Consider the following 17261-nt stretch of genomic DNA (forward strand, 5'->3'; position numbering starts at 1 on the left):
GCTTCCTCGCTGCCGGTTTGCGCTGCGTTGCACAGCGTTGAAACAGGGCGATTGGCCAACACCGTGAATTTAGCGGCATTCCGCGCTCGGCAACCGTTTGCGGTCCGGGAAGTCAGCTTGGAATCAGTAAAATCAGGGTAAATCCCAAGCGCGCCAATCCACTGCGGCGCACGCTTGCGTCTCGCGGCAGTCTTCTGCCCCGACGACCCCACGTTTTCAACCAACCTTCGTCATCAACATGTCCCTTGACAACGTCACCCCTGGCAAAAACGTTCCGGAATCGTTCAATGTGATCATCGAAATCCCGATGAACGCCGACCCGATCAAGTACGAAGTGGACAAGGACACGGGCGCGATCTTTGTGGACCGTTTCATGAGCACGGCCATGCACTACCCCACCAACTACGGGTACGTGCCCCGCACCATCTCCGGCGACGGCGACCCGGTCGACGTGCTGGTGATCACGCCCGTGCCGCTGATCCCCGGTGTGGTCGTGCCTTGCCGCGCCATCGGCATCTTGAAGATGCAGGACGAAGCCGGCGAAGACGGCAAGGTGCTGGCCGTACCGACCGACAAGATCCTGTCGATCTACACCCAGTGGCAAAAGCCCGAAGACCTCAACCCAATGCGGCTGAACACCATTCAGCACTTCTTCGAGCACTACAAAGACCTGGAGCCCGGCAAGTGGGTGAAGGTACTGGGCTGGGAAGGCAAGGATGCCGCCCACAAGGAAATTCTGGACGGCATCGCGAACTACAACGCGAAGCAGGGCTGATCGCCCGTTTCCTCAAGGCGCTGCCTTGAGCGGATTCCTCAAGGCCAGGTGATCGAGGTACTCCCCGATGCCCTGGCCTTCGCGCTCCAGAAAGCGCTCGACCGCCTCCGCAAAGGAGGGATGCGCCAGCCAGTGGGCGCTGGTGGTCTTGACCGGCAGCAGTGCCCGGGCCATCTTGTGCTCGCCCTGGGCACCGCCCTCGAACCGGTCAAAGCCGTGGGCGATGCACCAGGCCAGAGGCTGGTAGTAACACGCATCGAAGTGCAGGCAGTCCACGCGCTCCAGCGCGCCCCAATACCGGCCATAGGCGACCCGCGCTTGCTCGTCGATACCGATCAGGCTGCAGGCGATGGGTTGTCGTTCCCGCTCCGCAACGAACAGCAGCCAGTGCGACGGCATGTTTTGAGCCACCTGGCGGAAGAAGTCGCGGTTCAGGTACGGCGCGTTGCCATGTTCCAGGTACGTGCGCTCGTAGCAGCGGTAGAAAAAGTCCCAGTCGGTGTCTGCGATGTCCTGGCCGCGTGACCATCTGAAGACCACGCCGGCCTCCTGCACCTTGCGGCGCTCCTGCCGGATCTTTTTGCGCTTGTCCTGTTGAAGGCTCGCGAGGAAGTGCTCGAAATCGTTGAACCTCGAGCCGAGCCCGTCGGCGTTGGTCCAGTGAAACTGGACCGTGTGGCGCAGCATCAGGCCCGCTGCCTCGCAGGCCGCCACGTCCTGTGGCTGCGCAAACAGCACATGCAACGAGGACAGGTCCTCCGTCCTGGCGTGCTCGATCAATGCCCTGACCAACGCGGTGCGGGAGGCAGCGTCGCGCGCGAGCAGGCGCGCGCCGGGAACAGGGGTGAACGGCACGGCCACGAGCGCCTTGGGGTAGTAGTCCAGGCCGTGCTGGGCATAGGCATTGGCCCATGCCCAGTCGAACACGTACTCGCCGTAAGAATGGCTCTTGAGGTACATCGGGCAAGCCGCCTGCAGCTCGCCGGCACGCCACAGCGTCACATATTGAGCCTGCCAGCCTGTCTGTGCGCGCGCGCTGCCACTCTGCTGCATGGCGCACAGGTACTCATGGCGCATGAAAGGGCTGGGGTCCGGCTCCTGCAGCAGCAAGGAATTCCAGGCTTGCGCGGGAATGTCCAGCGGTGACGCCAGAACCCGGATGACATAATCGTTTTCAGCCAAGCACGGCTCCCGCCCACCGCGTGTTCGCGGTCTTTCCAGCAAGGTTTCCACACCCCATGACTCTCTCCATTTGCGTGGCCCAGCTCAATTTTGTGGTGGGCGACATGGTGGGCAATGCCCGGAAAATCGTCGACGCCGCCACGCAGGCTTACCAGCGCGGTGCACGGTTGCTGCTCACGCCCGAGTTGGCGATCTGCGGTTATGCGGCCGAAGATTTGTTTCTCAGGCCCGCGTTCATCGACGCTTGTGATGATGCCCTCAAACGCGTTGCTAATGAGACGGCACACCTCAAAGGCCTGCACATCGTGGTGGGACATCCGGCCCGCGCCGTGGGTGGTGCAGACGAGCGGCGCGAGCGCAGCGTGGCCGTGGCGCATCTCTACAACGCTGCGAGCGTGCTGAGCGACGGCCGCGTGACGCACACCTACGCCAAGCGCGAGTTGCCCAACTACCAGGTGTTTGACGAGCGCCGCTATTTCGTACCGGGGCAGGCGCCATGTGTGATCGACGTGGGCGGTGTGCGCGTGGGTGTGCTCATCTGCGAAGACGCCTGGTTCGATGCACCAGCCGCCGATGCCAAGGCCGCTGGCGCTGAGCTTCTGGCGGTGATCAATGCGTCACCTTTCCACGCGGGCAAGGGCGGAGAACGCGAGGCGACCATGCGCGAGCGCGCGCGCGCGACGGGGTTGCCCCTGGTGTACGCGCATCTGGTCGGGGGGCAAGACGAGATCGTGTTCGAAGGGCGCAGCTTCGTGCTGGGGGCGGACGGTGCGTTGGCCGGGCGCGCGGTGAGCTTTGAAGAAACCCTGTTTGACATCGCCCTCACGCGGCAAGGTGCGGGCTGGGACATTTCCGCCACCACCGATCGAGCCCACAGCCCCGAGGCCGACCTGTGGCACGCGCTGGTGCTTGGCGTGCGCGATTACCTCGGGAAGAACGGCTTCCCCGGTGCGATCCTCGGGCTGTCGGGTGGCATCGACTCGGCCCTGGTGCTGGCGATCGCGGTCGATGCGCTTGGCGCAGACCGCGTGCGCACGGTCATGATGCCGTCACCCTATACCGCCGACATCTCATGGATTGACGCGCGCGACATGGCCGCCCGTTTGGGTGTGCGCTACGACGAGATCGCCATCGCACCGCAGTTCGAGGCCTTCAAAGCCAGCTTGGCACAGGAGTTCGCCGGCCTGCCGGAGGACACCGCGGAAGAGAATCTTCAGGCACGCATCCGCGGCACGTTGCTGATGGCGCTGTCCAACAAGTTCGGCAGCATCGTCCTGACCACGGGCAACAAGAGCGAGATGGCCACCGGCTACTGCACCCTCTATGGCGACATGGCGGGCGGGTTCGCCGTCATCAAAGACGTGGCCAAGACCATGGTTTTCAAGCTAGCCCGCTGGCGCAACGCCCACGACCCATATGGCACCGGCACGAATCCGATCCCGGATCGCATCATCACGCGTCCACCCAGTGCCGAACTGCGCCCCGACCAGAAAGACCAGGACAGCCTGCCCGAGTACGACGTGCTGGATGCCATCATTGAACGCTACATGGAGAACGACCAGAGCCCGGACAGCATCGTGGCGGCGGGCTTTGCGCGGGCGGACGTGGACAAGGTGGTGCGTTTGATCCGCATCAACGAATACAAGCGCCGCCAGGCCCCGGTGGGCATCCGCGTCACGCACCGCAGCTTCGGCAAGGACTGGCGCTACCCGATCACGAGCAAGTACCGGGCTTAAACCGCCCGCAGCGAGAGTACCGCGCGCATCTCGCCCACTTCTCTGCCCGCTGCGTTTTTGAAAGGCGGTGGCGTCAGACTGGCCAGCGCCTCTCGGCTGGCATCGTCGAGCCACCCGAGTTGCTCCAGAACGGACACCATCGCCACCATCAAGGGCGCGAGCAGGCCGTCGCTCACCTTGGCGGCGATACCGATGCCCCGGCTGAAGCTGGCGAGCACCTGCACGCCATCGGCGCCCACTTTGCTCACCCAGTCCCCGCGCCCTGCCGTCATGAGTGTCAGATCGTTGCGGCGCTGACCGCTGACGAGCTCGGGATGCCGGCTCATCGCGCGGGCGATGCGCAGCGGCGCGTGACCATAGACCGCATCGGGCACCTCCTGCGTCAGCCGCGCGAAAGCATGCGCCAGCGCCCTCAGGGGCAGCGCGTAGTTCGGCGCGCTGCAGCCGTCGATGCCGCTCACCAGCTGCGGAACGGGCACGCTCGAGAAGTGGCTGACGCTGGCGGCGATCTGTTGCTGCACCGGGTGATGGAGATCGAGGTAGTCAACCGCGTTGGCGTCCAGCGCACGGGCCAGCAGCAGCATCCCCGTGTGCTTGCCGGAGCAGTTGTGGTGCAGCGCTGAATATCGCGCATCGGGTTCGGGCGACGTGCCCGTGGCGCCAAAGAAGAACGGCACATGCGTGCCGCAGGCCAGGGCGGATTCAGAAGCGCCGATCTTGTGGAGCAAGGCGGCGACGCGCTCGACGTGCATGGGCTCGCCACTGTGGCTGGCACAGAGCAGGGCCACGTCGGCGTCGTCCAGGCGGTACCGATCGCCAGCGTGTGCGATCAATGGCATGGCCTGAAAGGGCTTGAGCGAGGAGCGCGTGAAGAGAGGCGTCTCCACATCGCCCACGCTGGCCAGCAGCTGCCCGCCCGCGCTCACCACAGCCACGGATCCGTGGTGGACATTCTCCGGGTGTCCACCGCGAAAAGTCGCGGTGATCGGAACATAGTTGGGCAATGGGACTGAGGGCATGGCGGACTCGCGGGGTTGACCCTGCAGTGTACGAACGCCCATCAAAGGCTTGGGCATAATGAATCGATACGCCTGTTCGCAAAGCTCTGGAGACCCACATGAAGCAAATCACCGCCGTCATCAAACCGTTCAAGCTCGAAGAGGTGCGCGAAGCACTGGCTGAGCAAGGCGTGACCGGTCTGACGGTGACGGAGGTCAAGGGCTTCGGTCGGCAAAAGGGCCATACCGAGCTTTACCGCGGTGCCGAGTACGTGGTGGATTTTCTGCCCAAGGTCAAGGTCGAAGTGGTGGTGAAGACCGCCGACGTGGACCGCTGCGTCGACGCCATCATTCGCGCCGCGCGCACCGGGAAGATCGGCGACGGCAAGATCTTTGTGACCTCGGTTGAGCGTGTGGTTCGTATTCGCACCGGCGAAGAAGACGAAACCGCCGTCTGAGAAAGCGCCGCGCGCCGCTCAGATTGCCTCGATGCGCGGCTCGGGTGCGAGCCCCGCCGCCTGTACCAGCTCAGGCAAAAGCGTTGACGCATCCCGCCCCACGCGGATGAGCTCCATCTGCCAGGGGTTCATGAACTGCTGCTCGACGCCTGTGCGCAGGAAGGCTTCGAGGCCATCGTAGTAGCCGGCGGTGTTGAGCAATCCCACCGGCTTGTCGTGGTATCCGAGCTGGCGCCACGTCCACACCTCGAAAAACTCTTCAAACGTGCCGATGCCACCAGGCAAGGCCACGAACGCGTCGGCACGCTCGGCCATCATGCGCTTGCGCTCGTGCATGGTGTCCACCACATGCAATTCGGTGCAGCCATGGTGCGCCCATTCTTTTTCCACCAGGGCCTTGGGAATGATCCCGATCACGCGCCCGCCAGCTTGCAGTGTGGCTTCCGCCACGATGCCCATCAGGCCGTTGCGGCCGCCTCCGTACACCAGCTGGCCGCCACGGCTGCCGATCCATTGGCCCACGGCGCGAGCCGCATCGGCGAAAGCGGGGTGCGCGCCCGGGCGTGAACCACAGTAGACGCAGAGAGAGAACGTGGGTGTGGTCATTGCTGTGTTGCTTTTCAATCAGGCCCAGTGCGCCCAGATGGCTGCCGTCCATACGCCTGCACAAACGAGCAGGCTCAACAGCACGGCGGCGCTGCCCATGTCCTTGGCGCGTTTGGACAGGTCGTGCCATTCGGGGCCGATGCGGTCAATGGCCGTCTCAATCCCGGTGTTGAGCAACTCGACCACCATCACCAGCACGACCGAAGCCACGAGCAACGCGGTTTCCACCCATGTGTTCCCGATCCAGAACGCAGCGGGGATCAGAACCATGGCCGCCAGCGCTTCCTGGCGAAATGCGGTTTCACCCCAACCGGCCCGCAGTCCGTCCAGCGAGTAGCCGAATGCGTGTGTCATCCGTGTCAGGCCTGTGCGCCGCTTCTGGGCGTCGACCGGTTCGTGCTGCTCTTGCGTGCTCATCGGTGGGCAGTGTTCGGTTTTTTGAGTGGAACGCTGTCGGCCGGGGCCGCGTGAATCAATCGTGTGCCGGCGATGGCGTCATGGAGGAACTGGCGCTGCGGATGGAAGCGCGAGAGCAGGGCCCAGATGACAATCCAGCCGCACAACAGCACCGTCATCTCCCCGCCTGGCAGCCCTGCAAGGCCCGACACGGCCAAGGGCGGCAGCAACCAAAGCCACGCCACCAGGTACCGGAGCAAGGCACGGGCTTGCGTCAGCGGGTGGCCGGTGCGATCCACGACGCGGATGTGCCAGGTTTTCATGGCCAGTGTCTGACCTTTGGCCCAGAACCATGCGAAATAAATGCCGAAGACCACGAACAGGAACGCCTGCTGCGCGTGTCGGTTGTCCAGGGCGTGGCGGGTCTGCGTGAGGGTTGAGAAGAGGTAGCCGGCGATGAACACAACGCCAAACATCAGCATGCCCTCGTAGAGCCAGCAAGCCATGCGACGCCGCAGCGAAGGTGCCATGAGCGCAACGGCGGGGCTCGTGGAGGGTGAAGCAGAGGTGTGGATGTCAGCGGGCATGCGGCGTGAAAGGGGGCGGCAGATGGAGCGTTGAATTGTCTCATTGCGGCACGGCATGCAGGCTTTTTGACGGCAGCCGAATCCCGCCGCGCAGAAAAGCGGTGTTGCAGTGCGATAATCCGCGCTGCAATTCAAAACAAGGCAAACGGATCAGGGTCCGGCGGGGTATGTGTCCGCTCATGGCCATTGGTCTCAAGTCTCGAAATCGCTTCACAAGAGCTGGTCAAGAGGCACCCAAGGTTTTTCGTCAGAGAAATTCTCGAAAGGTTCATCATGGAAATCACCAAGGCCGAACTGGCCTCGGCTGCTGCCGCCTCTGGCGCAGCCACACAAGAACTCCGCGGCGCAGAAATCCTCATCAAGGCCCTCCAGGCCGAAGGTGTGAAGTACATCTGGGGCTATCCCGGCGGCGCCGTGCTCCACATCTACGACGCGTTCTACAAGCAAGACACCATCCAGCATGTGCTGGTGCGCCACGAACAGGCTGCCGTTCATGCGGCGGACGGTTACGCACGCGCCACGGGCGACGTGGGCGTGGCGCTTGTCACCTCCGGCCCGGGCGTGACCAATGCCATCACCGGCATTGCCACGGCCTACATGGACAGCATCCCGATGGTGATCGTCACCGGTCAGGTGCCCACTGCGGCCATCGGCCTTGACGCCTTCCAGGAGTGCGACACCGTCGGTATCACCCGTCCCATCGTCAAGCACAACTTCCTGGTGAAGGACGCGCGCGACATGGCCATGGTGATGAAGAAGGCATTTCACATCGCCCGCAGTGGTCGGCCGGGCCCGGTTGTGGTGGACATCCCGAAAGACGTGTCCTTCAACAAGGTGCCCTACAGCGGGTACCCCGAGTCTGTGGAAATGCGCTCCTACAACCCCGTGCGTAAAGGGCATGGCGGACAGATCCGCAAGGCGCTGCAATTGCTGCTGACGGCCAAGCGGCCCTATATCTACACCGGTGGCGGTGTGCTGCTGGGCAATGCGACCAACGAGCTGCGCACCCTCGTGGACATGCTCGGCTACCCGGTGACGAACACGCTCATGGGCTTGGGCGCCTACCCCGCCTCCGATCGCAAGTTCCTCGGCATGCTGGGCATGCACGGGACGATCGAAGCCAACAATGCCATGCAGAACTGCGATGTGCTGCTGGCCGTGGGAGCGCGCTTTGACGACCGTGTGATTGGCAACCCCAAGCACTTCGCTCAGAACGAACGCAAGATCATCCATATCGACATCGACCCGTCGAGCATTTCCAAGCGGGTCAAAGTGGACGTGCCGATTGTGGGTGACGTGAAAGACGTGCTCACGGAGCTCATCAGCATGGTGCGCGAAAGCGCCGTTCGTCCCGATGAAAAGTCGCTGGCCGACTGGTGGACCACCATCGAAGCCTGGCGCTCAAAAGACTGTCTGAAATACGACCGTGCGAACACGGACGTGATCAAACCGCAGTTTGTGGTCGAAACGCTTTGGAACATGACCAAAGACGCGGATACCTACATCACGTCTGACGTAGGCCAACACCAGATGTGGGCCGCGCAGTACTACCGTTTTGATGAACCGCGTCGCTGGATCAATTCGGGCGGTCTTGGCACCATGGGTGTGGGCATTCCTTACGCGATGGGCATCAAGCTGGCAAAGCCTGACAGCGAGGTCTTCTGCGTGACCGGGGAGGGCTCGGTGCAGATGTGCATTCAGGAGCTGTCGACCTGTCTGCAATACAACACGCCGATCAAGGTCGTGGCCCTGAACAACCGGTATCTCGGCATGGTGCGGCAGTGGCAGGAAATCGACTACGAAGGTCGGTACAGCCACAGCTACATGGACGCGTTGCCCAACTTCGTCAAGCTTGCGGAGGCTTATGGGCATGTCGGCATGCTGATCGAGCGTCCCCAGGATGTGGAGCCCGCGCTGCGTGAGGCGCGCAAGCTCAAGGACCGCACGGTCTTCATGGACTTCCGCACCGACCCTACCGAGAACGTGTTCCCCATGGTTCAGGCGGGCAAAGGCATCACCGAGATGCTGCTCGGGTCCGAAGACCTCTGACCTCTCACGAAGCGGCGAGGTCCTCGCCGCTTCATCCCTCAGACGAATCTATTGTCCGCCGAGCTCGCGCATTACCGTGCGCGAGGGAGGGCGGCGAAAAGAGGAATCGAATATGAAACACATCATTGCAGTACTGCTGGAAAACGAAGCCGGCGCCTTGTCCCGTGTGGTGGGGCTGTTCTCGGCCCGCGGCTACAACATCGAGTCGCTCACGGTGGCTCCTACCGAAGACCCCAGTCTCTCGCGCATGACCATTCAGACCACCGGGTCCGATGACGTCATCGAGCAGATCACCAAGCATCTCAATCGCCTGATCGAGGTGGTCAAGGTGGTGGATCTCACGGAAGGCGCCTACACGGAGCGCGAGCTCATGATGGTCAAGGTGCGGGCCGTCGGCAAGGAGCGCGAGGAAATGAAGCGCATGGCCGACATCTTCCGTGGCCGCATCATCGACGTCACAGAGAAGAGCTACACCATCGAACTTACGGGTGACCAGAGCAAGAACGATGCTTTTCTGGAGGCGATTGATCGTTCAGCCATCCTGGAGACCGTGCGCACAGGCGCCAGTGGCATTGGCCGAGGTGAGAGAATCCTGCGCGTTTGAAATTTTCGGGGCTCAGCCTTTCGCCCGTTCGAGCTGAGCCTGTCGAAGCCCCGGTGTGCATCCGTTGCGGGCCGAGGTACCGAGAGCCCTTCGACAGGCTCGATGAGAACGGCACAACCCATCAAACTTATTGGAGCAATGCATGAAAGTTTTCTACGACAAAGACTGTGACCTGTCCCTCATCAAAGGCAAGACCGTGGCCATCATTGGCTACGGAAGCCAGGGCCACGCTCACGCCCAAAACCTGAATGACAGCGGCGTGAAGGTGGTCGTCGGTTTGCGCAAGGGCGGAGCGTCCTGGGACAAAGTCGGCAAGGCCGGCTTGACGGTCCAGGAGGTCAACGATGCGGTAAAGGCCGCTGACGTGGTCATGATTCTGTTGCCCGACGAGCAGATTGCCGAGGTCTACAAAAACAACGTCGAGCCGAACATCAAGCAGGGTGCTTCGCTCGCGTTCGCTCACGGCTTCAACGTGCACTACAACCAGGTCGTGCCTCGCGCCGATCTGGACGTGTGGATGGTCGCTCCCAAGGCGCCCGGTCACACCGTTCGCAATACCTACACCCAAGGTGGTGGGGTGCCTCACCTGATCGCGGTGCACCAGGACAAGTCGGGCAAGGCCCGCGATCTGGCCTTGAGCTACGCCATGGCCAACGGTGGCGGCAAGGCCGGCATCATCGAGACCAACTTCAAGGAAGAAACCGAGACCGACTTGTTCGGCGAGCAGGCCGTGCTGTGCGGTGGCGCTGTCGAGCTGATCAAGATGGGCTACGAAACGCTCGTCGAAGCAGGCTACGCCCCTGAAATGGCTTACTTCGAATGTCTGCATGAGCTCAAGCTCATCGTCGACCTGATCTACGAAGGTGGTATCGCCAACATGAACTACTCGATCTCCAACAACGCGGAGTTCGGCGAGTACGTGACTGGTCCTGAAGTCATCAACGATCAGTCGCGCGTGGCGATGCGCAATGCGCTCAAGCGCATCCAGAACGGTGACTACGCCAAGATGTTCATTCAGGAAGGTCGCTTGAACTACCCGAGCATGACGGCGCGTCGCCGCAACACGGCAGACCACAGCATCGAGGTCGTGGGTGCGCAGTTGCGCGCGATGATGCCCTGGATTGCCAAGAACAAGCTGGTCGACCAGACGCGCAATTGAGTTTGCCTGACCGCGCGGCGCGCGGCCTATCGACAAGGGTCACTTCGGTGGCCTTTGTTGTTTTTGGCGTGGCCGTTCACTGCCTTACACTGCGGCTTTCTGCGCAGATGGGCTGTCGCAGCGGGGCCTTGGCCCACCTTACGACACAGAAGCGAAGAGACACTCCTCCATGCATGACGGATCCGACCCCCAGATGACCCAGAGTGACGAGCGGCCTCGGCGACCCAAAGGCATCTACATGGTGCCGAACATGATCACGCTGGCCGCCCTTTTTGGCGGCTTCTATGCCGTTGTGATGGCTATGAATGGCCGCTACGACCTCGCCACAGTCGGCATCTTTGTGGCGATGGTGCTCGATAGCCTGGATGGTCGTGTGGCCCGACTGACCAATACCCAGAGCGCGTTTGGTGAGCAGATGGACTCGCTCTCAGACATGGTGTCCTTCGGTGCTGCGCCAGCGCTGATTGCGTACGAATGGACTCTGCGTGACATCGGTCGCTGGGGCTGGATCGCTGCATTTGTGTATTGCGCGTGCGCGGCCCTGCGATTGGCTCGGTTCAACGTGAACACTGCGGTGGTGGACAAGCGCTACTTTCAGGGGCTGCCGTCGCCTGCTGCCGCTGCGCTCGTTGCGGGTTTCATATGGCTTATGACCGAGCTGGCCATTCCTTCGCAGGATGTCACGTGGGCCATGTTCGTGATCACGCTCTACACGGGGTTGACGATGGTGACCAACGTCCCCTTCTACAGCTTCAAGGATCTGAGCCTGAAAAAGAGCGTGCCGTTTGCGGCGATCGTTCTTGTGGCGTTGGGCATTGCGGTGATCAACATTCACCCGCCGACGGTGCTGTTTGGACTTTTTGTCGTGTACGGCCTGTCGGGTTATGCGGTGTACTTTTGGCGCAAGGCAAAAGGGCGCCCGACGAGTGTCATCAGCACCTCAACCGATGAACCCGATGAGCGCGGGCTTCACGATTGAGGCGATCCTTTATCTCGCCTCCGCTCCTTGTGGTACATTTTGCGCATGAGTTTCCTCGCGCTTGACCTACTACTGGATGTCCATCACGGGCACACTTGGTAGCGCGCGCGCATTCCATTCAAAACGGCCCGTTTGCACCTGCAGCGGGCCGTTTGTTTTTTGGGGCTGCAGGTTTCCGTAACATCGAAAGAGCACCATGTTGAAGCAGCCGTCCACGAAGTACCCCGCATTTCGGCCGATCGGTCTCAAGGATCGCCAGTGGCCTGATGCCGTCATCACCCAGCCACCCGTCTGGCTGAGCACCGACCTGCGCGATGGCAATCAGGCGTTGATCGAACCGATGGACATCGAGCGAAAGATGCAGATGTTCGAGCTGCTGGTCAACATCGGCTTCAAGGAGATCGAGGTGGGGTTTCCCTCGGCCTCTCAAACCGAATTTGATTTCGTGCGGCGCCTGATCGACGAGGACCTTATTCCTGATGACGTCACGATCCAGGTGCTGACGCCAGCGCGCGAGTCGTTGATTGTTCGAACCTTTGATGCTTTAAGGGGCGCACCACGCGCCATCGTGCACCTCTACAACGCGGTTGCGCCTGTGATGCGTCGCGTGGTGCTGGGGATGGACGAAGACCAGATCGTGGAGTTGGCAACGACACATGCCCGCATGTTCCAGGAGCTTGCGGCGAAGCAACCGGATACCCGCTGGACCTTCCAGTACTCGCCCGAGATGTTTTCGGGCACCGAATTGGCGTTCTCCAAACGGGTGGTCGATGCAGTTACAGCGGTGTGGCAACCCAGCGTTGATCACAAATGCATCATCAATCTGCCATCGACGGTGGAGCACAGCACGCCCAACATCTTTGCCGACATGATCGAGTGGATGCATCGCCACCTTGAGCGTCGCGAGGCCATCGTGCTGTCCGTTCACCCGCACAACGACCGTGGAACCGGCACAGCCGCTGGTGAGTTTGCACTGATGGCCGGAGCAGATCGCCTTGAGGGCTGTCTTTTTGGCAGTGGAGAGCGCACAGGCAACCTCGATCTCGTCAATGTGGCTCTGAATCTCTACACGCAGGGCGTTTCACCCGGGCTTGATTTCTCTGACATCGATGAAGTCAGGCGGATCGCCGAGCGGTGCAACCAGTTGCCCGTGCACTGTCGTCACCCCTACGTGGGCGAGCTGGTGTACACCTCGTTCTCCGGGTCTCACCAGGATGCGATTCGCAAGGCCTTCGCGGCACAACGCGATGGTGATGCCTGGAGCATTCCCTACCTTCCTGTCGATCCGAAAGATCTTGGTCGCAGCTATGAGGCGGTGATCCGAGTCAACAGCCAGTCGGGGAAGGGCGGGATTGCCTATTTGCTGGAGAGCGAATATGGGCTGGAGTTGCCACGTCGGTTGCAGATCGAGTTCAGCCAGTTGGTGCAGGCTGTGATGGATGCCAATGGCAAAGAGCTGTCAGCGCCTGACCTTTGGCATATCTTTGACCGCGAATATGGTCTCACTCAAGCGCTTGCCCTTGATCAACCCGTGATGCAAGATGCGCAGCACCAGAAGGTTCGCGTCACCACGCGTGTGCCTATGGCAGGTGAGCTGGTGTTCGTGGACGGTGTGGGCAACGGTCCCATCGATGCGTTTGTGAATGGGCTCAACGCGGCCTTGGGTTGCCATTTGCGTGTACTGGACTATCACGAGCATGCTGTAGGCGAGGGTGCGACGGCCCGTGCCGCGGCTTACGTCGAAATCAGCGTGGACGGAAAGCCTGCGCGCTTTGGGGTAGGCATGGATGCCAACATCGTTTCCGCATCCTTCAAAGCGATCGTGTCCGGTTTGCAGCGCGCCTCGGCCGCTCGTTCCCCTGTATCTGAAGTCCAGGCTGCCTGAGGCCAGCCAGTTTTCCAATTCCTCACCACGGAGTGCTTTATGAGCGACAAACTCATCATTTTTGACACCACCTTGCGCGATGGCGAGCAGTCGCCTGGGGCATCCATGACCAAGGACGAGAAGTTGCGCATCGCGCGCCAGCTCGAACGTCTCAAGGTGGACGTGATCGAAGCGGGTTTCGCCGCGAGTTCCAACGGCGATTTCGAATGCGTTCAGGCCATCGCAAACACCATCAAGGAATCGACCGTGTGCTCGCTGGCACGAGCGAACGATCGCGACATCGCAAGGGCGGCAGAGGCGCTCAAAGGAGCCCAGCGCGCCCGTATTCACACCTTTATTGCCACCAGCGCACTCCACATGGAGAAGAAGCTGCGCATGACGCCTGAGCAAGTGCTCGAGCAGGCTGTGCAATCGGTGCGCTTCGCCCGCAATCTGGTCAGTGATATCGAGTTCAGTCCAGAAGATGGCTATCGCAGCGACCCCGACTTTCTTTGCCGCGTGCTCGAGGCTGTCATCAACGAGGGTGCAACCACCCTGAACATCCCCGATACAGTGGGCTATGCGATTCCCGAGCTCTACGGTGAGTTCATCCGCAATCTGCGCGAACGCATTCCAAACGCCGACAAGGCCATCTGGTCGGTGCACTGCCATAACGATCTGGGCATGGCGGTTGCAAACTCACTGGCCGGCGTGAAGATCGGTGGCGCGCGTCAAGTCGAGTGCACGATCAACGGCCTGGGTGAGCGCGCGGGCAATTGTTCCCTGGAAGAAATCGTTATGGCCGTGCGCACACGGCGGGATTATTTTGGTCTTGATGTGGGGGTTGACGCGACGCAGATCGTGCCTGCCAGCCGCATGGTCAGCCAGACCACGGGCTTTGTCGTCCAGCCGAACAAGGCGGTGGTCGGTGCAAACGCCTTTGCGCACGCCAGTGGCATCCACCAGGACGGCGTTCTCAAGGCGCGCGATACGTACGAAATCATGCGCGCAGAAGACGTGGGCTGGAGCGCCAACAAGATCGTGTTGGGCAAACTCAGTGGCCGCAACGCATTCAAGCAACGGCTGCAGGATCTCGGCATCGAGATGGAGTCCGAGAGCGAGATCAACACCGCCTTCGCCGCGTTCAAGGAGCTGGCTGACCGCAAGAGCGAAATCTTTGACGAGGACATCCTCGCGCTGTGCAGCGACGAAAGTGTGACCGCAGAAAAGGAGCAGTACGGACTGGTGTCGCTCAAACAGCGCAGTGAAACCGGGGAGCGCCCTCATGCGTGCGTGGTGTTCAGCGTGAACGGCAAGGAGATCCAAGGGGAAAGCGATGGCAATGGTCCCGTCGATGCGTCCTTGAAAGCGATCGAAAACCACGTCAAGAGCGGCGCCGAACTCGTCCTGTACTCGGTCAATGCCATCACCAGTGGTTCCACCGAGAGCCAGGGTGAGGTCACGGTGCGGCTGCAACACAGCGGCCGCGTGGTCAACGGCGTTGGCGCAGACCCCGACATTGTCGTGGCGTCGGCCAAGGCCTACCTGAGTGCTCTGAACAAGCTGCACAGCAAAGCCGACAGGGTGGCCGCACAAGGATAAAAAAGCTATAAAAATCAGGAACTTAGTGATTCATGCTTCTTGATCCGCAGAAATGACACCAAAAGTAGCATCTGTTCTACCGATCATTGAAGACAATATCCCAAGCTTTTGATATTGCTAGTTTTTTTCTCAATGCCTATACTCCACTCCTGCGCAATTCCCGTGGCTGGAGTGGACTCATGATGATCACCGTCGATCGCTTTCGAAAAATCCTGGCGAGTGCCGCGGTGGCCGGTTGGGTGATGCTCGGCGTGATGCCCCTTCCCGCGCAAGCTGCCACCACCACCAAATCAGCAAAGAAGGTGGTCGTGGCGAAGAGCGCGCCGCCACGCGCAGTGGCGGCTGCCAAAAAGGCTCAACCCAAAGTCGCGCAAAGCGCGAGCCGCAAGGCGGCGGTCGTGGCTGTGAAGCAGCCGCGCCGCGTCAAGGTTCAACTGGCTGCAGGCAAGTCGGGCACTCTGCACAAAGTGGCTGTGCAGCGCAAGGTGGCTCCTTCGGCCCAGCCTTCAGTGGTGCGCGCCGCTGTCGCGCCCAGGCTGTCTGAAGGTGAGCGGCAGGGCTTACGGTCCATGCTGGATCCGCTCGAACTCAATTCAAGCGTTGCACTGGTGGTCGATCAGGATACGAATGAGGTGTTGTTCAGCAAGAACCACTCGGCCGTGTTGCCGATTGCCTCGCTCACCAAACTCATGACGGGGTTGGTGATCGCCGATGCCCATCTGAACATGCAGGAGATGATCACCATCACGCAGGAGGATGTGGACACCTACAAAGGCAGCAGTTCGCGGCTTGCGGTTGGTAGCACGCTCAGCCGCGGCGAAATGATGCACCTGGCGCTGATGTCGAGCGAGAACCGGGCGGCCCATGCGCTCGGACGCACCTATCCTGGCGGCCTTTCTGAATTTGTGCGCCTGATGAACAAGAAGGCGAGCGAGATCGGCATGACCGACACCCGCTACGTGGAGCCAACGGGCCTCTCCAGTTCCAACCAGTCCAGCGCCCGTGACTTGGCCACGCTGGTATCCGTTGCTTACGAGCGCCCCATTCTTCGAAGCCTGTCGACGTCGCCCAGCTATGAAGTGGACTTGGGGCGCCGCACGCTGCACTACAACAACTCCAATGGCCTGATCAAAAATCCCGCATGGGACATTGGTCTGCAAAAGACGGGTTACATCTCGGAAGCGGGTCGTTGCCTGGTGATGCAAGCCAAGGTGGCTGGTCGTCAACTCATCATGGTTTTTCTGGATTCGACCGGGAAGATGAGCCGAATGCAGGATGCAGAGCGTGTTCGACGTTGGGTCGAGGTGCAGACGAATGTGCATCCAGTCGCGCATGCAAGACCGCAAGGTTGAGCGCAGAGTTGCAATAGAAAAGGGCCCTAACGGGCCCTTTTTATTTGCGGCTCCAGCGTGCCGATTTCACCGGCCCACGGTCGAGACGGGAGTGCGAGGGCAGCCCAGCGCTGCAGAGATTTCCGCAGCGGTGGACCGAAGCTTGGGCACCCAGCTTTCATCGATGCGGTCAGCCGGGGCGGAGATGGAGAGGCCTGCCACCAGCTTGCTCTGATCGTCATAGATGCCCGCAGCCATGCACCGAACGCCCAATTCGAGCTCTTCGTTGTCGCGTGCGATGCCTGCCTGTCGGCATTGGGTGAGTTCGCGCTCCAGCATGCTCAGATGCGTGAGGCTGTTTCGGGTGTTACCGGCCAAGCCTGTGCGGGTCGCATAGGCGCGAACGCGTTGAGGCTCGTCGTCTGCCAGGAAGAGTTTTCCCACGGATGTCAGGTGCAGGGGGGCGCGCCCGCCAATGGCACGCACCACTTGCATGCCGGAGCGCTCGCTGTAGGCGCGCTCCACATAGACGATCTCGTCACCTTGGCGCACGCTCAAATTGACCGGCTGCTGGATCAACTTGTGCAACTCTCGCATGGGCACCAACGCCGCATCGCGTACGCTCAGTCGCGCCTTCACCAGATTGCCGAGTTCCAGAAGCCTCATTCCCAGCCGATAGCTGCCTGCTTCTGGCCGGTCCACGAATCGCCCGATCGTCAAGTCGTTGAGGATGCGATGCGCAGTCGAGGGGTGGAGGCCGGTTTTCTCGCTGATCTCTTTGAGAGACACCGGCTCTTCACGGGACGCCAGCACCTCCAGCAGGTTGAACATGCGTTCGATCACCTGGACGGTGGGCGTGGCGGGCAATGTCTCGGAGCGTTTGGTCATGGCGTCATTGGGTAGAGCGCGATTTTACAAGATGAAATACTCGAGCT

At 61.2% G+C, this 17261-nt stretch carries 16 protein-coding genes; 10 read left to right on the forward strand and 6 right to left on the reverse strand.

Features of this window, described 5'->3' with window-relative positions; translation table 11 throughout:
* Positions 1–238: 238 nt before the first annotated feature.
* On the forward strand, positions 239–775 hold the full coding sequence (gene ppa / locus KXJ60_RS19840) for an inorganic diphosphatase (protein ID WP_291131799.1): 537 nt from the start codon (positions 239–241) through the stop codon (positions 773–775).
* Between the two features lie 12 nt (positions 776–787).
* Here ppa and KXJ60_RS19845 read toward each other — a convergent pair whose 3' ends face one another.
* Positions 788–1957 carry a GNAT family N-acetyltransferase gene (locus tag KXJ60_RS19845; RefSeq protein WP_291131800.1) on the reverse strand — a complete coding sequence of 390 codons (1170 nt, stop codon included), beginning with the start codon at positions 1955–1957 and terminating at the stop codon, positions 788–790.
* A gap of 56 nt (positions 1958–2013) precedes the next feature.
* Between KXJ60_RS19845 and KXJ60_RS19850 the strand changes: the two genes are divergently transcribed.
* Positions 2014–3693 (forward strand): NAD+ synthase, encoded by a 1680-nt coding sequence (locus KXJ60_RS19850; protein WP_291131801.1) that lies wholly within the window; start codon positions 2014–2016, stop codon positions 3691–3693.
* Here KXJ60_RS19850 and KXJ60_RS19855 read toward each other — a convergent pair.
* Positions 3690–4712 (reverse strand): asparaginase, encoded by a 1023-nt coding sequence (locus KXJ60_RS19855; RefSeq protein ID WP_291131802.1) that lies wholly within the window; start codon positions 4710–4712, stop codon positions 3690–3692. The genes KXJ60_RS19850 and KXJ60_RS19855 overlap by 4 nt on opposite strands.
* Positions 4713–4810: 98 nt before the next feature.
* On the opposite strand from KXJ60_RS19855, the gene KXJ60_RS19860 reads away from it, so the two are divergent.
* Positions 4811–5149, forward strand: coding sequence for a P-II family nitrogen regulator (locus KXJ60_RS19860; RefSeq protein WP_291131803.1), 339 nt, complete (start codon positions 4811–4813; stop codon positions 5147–5149).
* 18 nt (positions 5150–5167) lie between these two features.
* Here KXJ60_RS19860 and KXJ60_RS19865 read toward each other — a convergent pair whose 3' ends face one another.
* From KXJ60_RS19865 to KXJ60_RS19875, 3 genes are read right to left on the reverse strand one after another with little or no spacing between them, the layout of a single operon-like run.
* A complete protein-coding gene (locus tag KXJ60_RS19865) occupies positions 5168–5755 on the reverse strand; it encodes a TIGR00730 family Rossman fold protein (RefSeq protein ID WP_291131804.1) in 588 nt (195 codons plus the stop codon).
* Positions 5756–5773: 18 nt separating this feature from the next.
* Positions 5774–6172, reverse strand: coding sequence for a diacylglycerol kinase (locus KXJ60_RS19870; RefSeq protein ID WP_291131805.1), 399 nt, complete (start codon positions 6170–6172; stop codon positions 5774–5776).
* Entirely contained in the window at positions 6169–6681 is a 513-nt protein-coding gene (locus KXJ60_RS19875; protein WP_291131962.1) for an RDD family protein, read from the reverse strand. The genes KXJ60_RS19870 and KXJ60_RS19875 overlap by 4 nt, the downstream gene beginning before the upstream one ends.
* A gap of 330 nt (positions 6682–7011) precedes the next feature.
* On the opposite strand from KXJ60_RS19875, the gene KXJ60_RS19880 reads away from it, so the two are divergent.
* The 7 genes from KXJ60_RS19880 to KXJ60_RS19910 all read left to right on the forward strand — a co-directional run bounded on the left by KXJ60_RS19880 (position 7012) and on the right by KXJ60_RS19910 (position 16347).
* A complete protein-coding gene (locus KXJ60_RS19880; protein ID WP_291131806.1) occupies positions 7012–8787 on the forward strand; it encodes an acetolactate synthase 3 catalytic subunit in 1776 nt (591 codons plus the stop codon).
* 112 nt (positions 8788–8899) lie between these two features.
* Positions 8900–9391: an acetolactate synthase small subunit gene (gene ilvN, locus KXJ60_RS19885; protein WP_291131807.1), complete on the forward strand. Its 492-nt coding sequence runs from the start codon at positions 8900–8902 to the stop codon at positions 9389–9391.
* A gap of 142 nt (positions 9392–9533) precedes the next feature.
* Positions 9534–10550 carry a ketol-acid reductoisomerase gene (ilvC, locus tag KXJ60_RS19890; protein ID WP_291131808.1) on the forward strand — a complete coding sequence of 339 codons (1017 nt, stop codon included), beginning with the start codon at positions 9534–9536 and terminating at the stop codon, positions 10548–10550.
* Positions 10551–10719: 169 nt separating this feature from the next.
* Complete coding sequence (gene pssA / locus KXJ60_RS19895) at positions 10720–11529, forward strand: CDP-diacylglycerol--serine O-phosphatidyltransferase (RefSeq protein WP_291131809.1); 810 nt, start codon at positions 10720–10722, stop codon at positions 11527–11529.
* A 196-nt stretch (positions 11530–11725) separates the two neighbouring features.
* Positions 11726–13414, forward strand: a complete 1689-nt coding sequence (gene leuA, locus KXJ60_RS19900; protein WP_291131811.1) for a 2-isopropylmalate synthase — start codon at positions 11726–11728, stop codon at positions 13412–13414.
* 39 nt (positions 13415–13453) lie between these two features.
* Positions 13454–14995 carry a 2-isopropylmalate synthase gene (locus KXJ60_RS19905; protein WP_291131813.1) on the forward strand — a complete coding sequence of 514 codons (1542 nt, stop codon included), beginning with the start codon at positions 13454–13456 and terminating at the stop codon, positions 14993–14995.
* A 242-nt stretch (positions 14996–15237) separates the two neighbouring features.
* Positions 15238–16347 carry a serine hydrolase gene (locus tag KXJ60_RS19910; RefSeq protein ID WP_291131964.1) on the forward strand — a complete coding sequence of 370 codons (1110 nt, stop codon included), beginning with the start codon at positions 15238–15240 and terminating at the stop codon, positions 16345–16347.
* Between the two features lie 66 nt (positions 16348–16413).
* Here KXJ60_RS19910 and KXJ60_RS19915 read toward each other — a convergent pair whose 3' ends face one another.
* Positions 16414–17214: an IclR family transcriptional regulator gene (locus tag KXJ60_RS19915; RefSeq protein WP_291131814.1), complete on the reverse strand. Its 801-nt coding sequence runs from the start codon at positions 17212–17214 to the stop codon at positions 16414–16416.
* Positions 17215–17261 lie beyond the last annotated feature (47 nt).

It is taken from the genome of Hydrogenophaga sp., assembly GCF_019264445.1.
GTDB lineage: Bacteria > Pseudomonadota > Gammaproteobacteria > Burkholderiales > Burkholderiaceae_C > Hydrogenophaga.

What these genes read in the sequence shown, in the direction of transcription:
- ppa (WP_291131799.1), top strand. Translation starts at nt 239, where the DNA reads ATGTCCCTTGACAACGTCACCCCTGGCAAAAACGTTCCGGAATCGTTC.
- KXJ60_RS19850 (WP_291131801.1), top strand. Translation starts at nt 2,014, where the DNA reads ATGACTCTCTCCATTTGCGTGGCCCAGCTCAATTTTGTGGTGGGCGAC.
- KXJ60_RS19855 (WP_291131802.1), bottom strand. Translation starts at nt 4,712, where the DNA reads ATGCCCTCAGTCCCATTGCCCAACTATGTTCCGATCACCGCGACTTTT.
- KXJ60_RS19860 (WP_291131803.1), top strand. Translation starts at nt 4,811, where the DNA reads ATGAAGCAAATCACCGCCGTCATCAAACCGTTCAAGCTCGAAGAGGTG.
- KXJ60_RS19865 (WP_291131804.1), bottom strand. Translation starts at nt 5,755, where the DNA reads ATGACCACACCCACGTTCTCTCTCTGCGTCTACTGTGGTTCACGCCCG.
- KXJ60_RS19870 (WP_291131805.1), bottom strand. Translation starts at nt 6,172, where the DNA reads ATGAGCACGCAAGAGCAGCACGAACCGGTCGACGCCCAGAAGCGGCGC.
- KXJ60_RS19875 (WP_291131962.1), bottom strand. Translation starts at nt 6,681, where the DNA reads ATGGCACCTTCGCTGCGGCGTCGCATGGCTTGCTGGCTCTACGAGGGC.
- KXJ60_RS19880 (WP_291131806.1), top strand. Translation starts at nt 7,012, where the DNA reads ATGGAAATCACCAAGGCCGAACTGGCCTCGGCTGCTGCCGCCTCTGGC.
- ilvN (WP_291131807.1), top strand. Translation starts at nt 8,900, where the DNA reads ATGAAACACATCATTGCAGTACTGCTGGAAAACGAAGCCGGCGCCTTG.
- ilvC (WP_291131808.1), top strand. Translation starts at nt 9,534, where the DNA reads ATGAAAGTTTTCTACGACAAAGACTGTGACCTGTCCCTCATCAAAGGC.
- pssA (WP_291131809.1), top strand. Translation starts at nt 10,720, where the DNA reads ATGCATGACGGATCCGACCCCCAGATGACCCAGAGTGACGAGCGGCCT.
- leuA (WP_291131811.1), top strand. Translation starts at nt 11,726, where the DNA reads ATGTTGAAGCAGCCGTCCACGAAGTACCCCGCATTTCGGCCGATCGGT.
- KXJ60_RS19905 (WP_291131813.1), top strand. Translation starts at nt 13,454, where the DNA reads ATGAGCGACAAACTCATCATTTTTGACACCACCTTGCGCGATGGCGAG.
- KXJ60_RS19910 (WP_291131964.1), top strand. Translation starts at nt 15,238, where the DNA reads ATGCTCGGCGTGATGCCCCTTCCCGCGCAAGCTGCCACCACCACCAAA.
- KXJ60_RS19915 (WP_291131814.1), bottom strand. Translation starts at nt 17,214, where the DNA reads ATGACCAAACGCTCCGAGACATTGCCCGCCACGCCCACCGTCCAGGTG.